General features: G+C 66.1%; 3 protein-coding genes. 1 reads left to right on the top strand and 2 read right to left on the bottom strand.

The window, feature by feature from the left end; genetic code table 11:
• The coding region (mutL, locus tag ABYB95_RS21550) for a DNA mismatch repair endonuclease MutL (protein ID WP_372661764.1) at nt 1-1029 on the bottom strand (1029 nt) is incomplete at its 3' end.
• 35 nt (nt 1030-1064) lie between these two features.
• On the opposite strand from mutL, the gene ABYB95_RS21555 reads away from it, so the two are divergent.
• On the top strand, nt 1065-1697 hold the full coding sequence (locus ABYB95_RS21555) for a DedA family protein (protein ID WP_372661767.1): 633 nt from the start codon (nt 1065-1067) through the stop codon (nt 1695-1697).
• Between the two features lie 232 nt (nt 1698-1929).
• Here ABYB95_RS21555 and ABYB95_RS21560 read toward each other — a convergent pair.
• A partial coding sequence (locus ABYB95_RS21560) for an N-acetylmuramoyl-L-alanine amidase (RefSeq protein ID WP_372661771.1) occupies nt 1930-2476 on the bottom strand: 547 nt, incomplete at its 5' end.

Here is a 2476-nt window from a genome sequence, read left to right on the forward strand (position 1 = left end):
GTGGCGCACGCCCTGGTGCACTTCGCGGCCATCGCGAAAGCGCACCTCGATCTTGGTCGGGTGCACGTTCACATCCACCCGCGCCGGGTCCAGCGTGATGAAGAGCGCGTACACCGGCTGGCGGTGGCCGTGCAGCACGTCTTCGTAGGCGCTGCGCGCGGCGTGGGTGATGGTCTTGTCGCGCACGAAACGACCGTTCACATAAGCAAACTGCCAGTCGGCGCGCGAGCGCGCAGCGTCGGGCACGCCGGCAAAACCCCAGACGCGCAGGCGCTGGGGCGAACCGTCTTCGGCGGCCGGTGCGTCCAGCGGCCAGTCCACCGCCACGCTGTTGGCCACAAAATCGTCGCCCAGCACATCGGCCAGGCGCTGGCGCAGCGCGTCCAGTCCGCTCCCGTTCACGGCGCGCCACTGGGCCACCAGCTTGCCTTCGTGCCAGATGGCAAAGCCCACGTCGGGCCGGGCCAGGGCGTGGCGGCGCGTGGCTTCGATGCAGTGGGCGAGTTCGGTGGCATCGGTCTTGAGGAACTTGCGGCGCGCGGGTGTCGCGTAAAACAGTTCGCGCACTTCCACCGTGGTGCCCTGGGCACGGGCGGCGGGTTGCAGCTCGCCGCTGCGCGCGTCGAGCAGCCAGCCGTGCGGTTCCTGCGCGGTATCGCTGCGGGTGGCCAGCGAGACTTCGGCGATGGAGCAGATGGCCGCCAGTGCTTCGCCCCGAAAGCCCATGGTGTGCACCGATTCGAGATCGTTCAGGCTGGCGATCTTGCTGGTGGCGTGGCGCTTGAGGGCGGTGCCCAGTTCGCTTTTCAGAATGCCGCTGCCGTTGTCTTCCACGCTGATGAGGCGCACACCCCCGGCCAACAGGCGCAGCGTGATCTGGGTGGCGCCGGCGTCGAGCGCGTTGTCCAGCAGTTCGCGCACCACCGAAGCGGGGCGCTCCACCACCTCACCGGCAGCGATCTGGCTGATCAGGTCGTCGGGCAGTTCGAGGATGGGGCGGCGGGGGAGGGCTTCAAAAGGGGCGTTCACGGACGAATTGTAGGCGCGGGGATAATCCCCCCACCATGGAAATCATCTCGCTCCTGATCGACTTCATCCTGCACGTGGACCAGCATCTGCAGACCTTTGTGCAGAACCACGGCGCCTGGGTCTACCTGCTGCTGTTTGCCATCATCTTTGTGGAGACCGGCCTGGTGGTCATGCCGTTTCTGCCCGGCGACTCCCTGTTGTTCATCGTGGGGGCGCTGTGCGGCGCCGGTTTGATCGACTACCCGCTGGCGGCGGGCCTCATGCTGGTGGCCGCGATCCTGGGTGACCAGACCAATTACTCGATAGGGCGCTACTTCGGGCCCAAGGTGTTCCAGTGGGAGAACTCGCGCTTCTTCAACCGCAAGGCGTTCAACCAGGCGCACGCCTTTTACGAGCGTTACGGCGGCGTCACCATCATCCTGGCGCGCTTCATGCCTTTTATCCGCACCTTCGCGCCCTTTGTGGCCGGTGTGGCCGAGATGACGCGCACCAAGTTCACCGCGTACAACGTGGTCGGCGGCGTGATCTGGGTGCTGGGGCTGACAGCGGCGGGCTACTGGTTTGGCAACATGGCCTGGGTGCAAGCCAATCTGAGCAAGATCATCTGGGGCCTGATCTTTGTGCCGGGTCTGATCGCCATCGTCGCCGGCTGGCGCGCAAAAGGCTGACCCACCCAACCCGGTAAACCACCCCCGCCGCGCTGCGCGCGACCCCCTCAAGGGGGCAACGCCTGTGGCCCGGCGGAGCCGGTTCCACGGCGTTTCTGGCGCAAGACACTTCGCGCCTGAAGGGGAGTTGTTCAAGGACATCGCGGATCCGCCCTTCGTCAGGCTCAGGACGGGCCGCTCGCGTTGCCCCCTTGAGGGGGTGACGCGCCGAAGGCGCGGCGCGGGGGTGGGCCTAGACCTGCCGGTTGCGCGCCAGGGGCGGGTTCTGCCCGAAGTACTTGACGATGCCGCGCAGCAGGGCTTCGGCCAGATCGTTCTGGTACTTCTCGCTGTTCAGCCGCGTTTCTTCTTCGGGGTTGCTGATGAAGGCGGTTTCGACCAGCACGCTGGGAATGTCGGGCGCTTTGAGCACCGCGAACGAGGCCTGCTCCACCCGGGGTTTGTGCAGTTTGCCGACCTTGCCCACTTCGCCCAGCATGGCCCCGCCGAGCTTCAGGCTGTCGTTGATCTGGGCGGTGGTGCTCATGTCGAGCATGGCTTTTTGCACCGTGACGTCTTTGGCCTTGACGTTGATGCCACCCACCAGATCGGCGGCATTTTCCTTGTTGGCCATCCAGCGCGCGGCCGCGCTGCTGGCGCCGCGGGTGCTGAGCGCGAACACGCTCGCGCCCTGCGGGTTGGGCGTGTAGAAAGCATCGGCGTGGATGCTGACGAAGAGGTCGGCCTTGACCCGCTGCGCTTTTTGCACCCGCACGTGCAAGGGCACGAAAAAATCGGCA

This window comes from Hydrogenophaga sp., from assembly GCF_041633695.1.
Lineage (GTDB): Bacteria > Pseudomonadota > Gammaproteobacteria > Burkholderiales > Burkholderiaceae_C > Hydrogenophaga.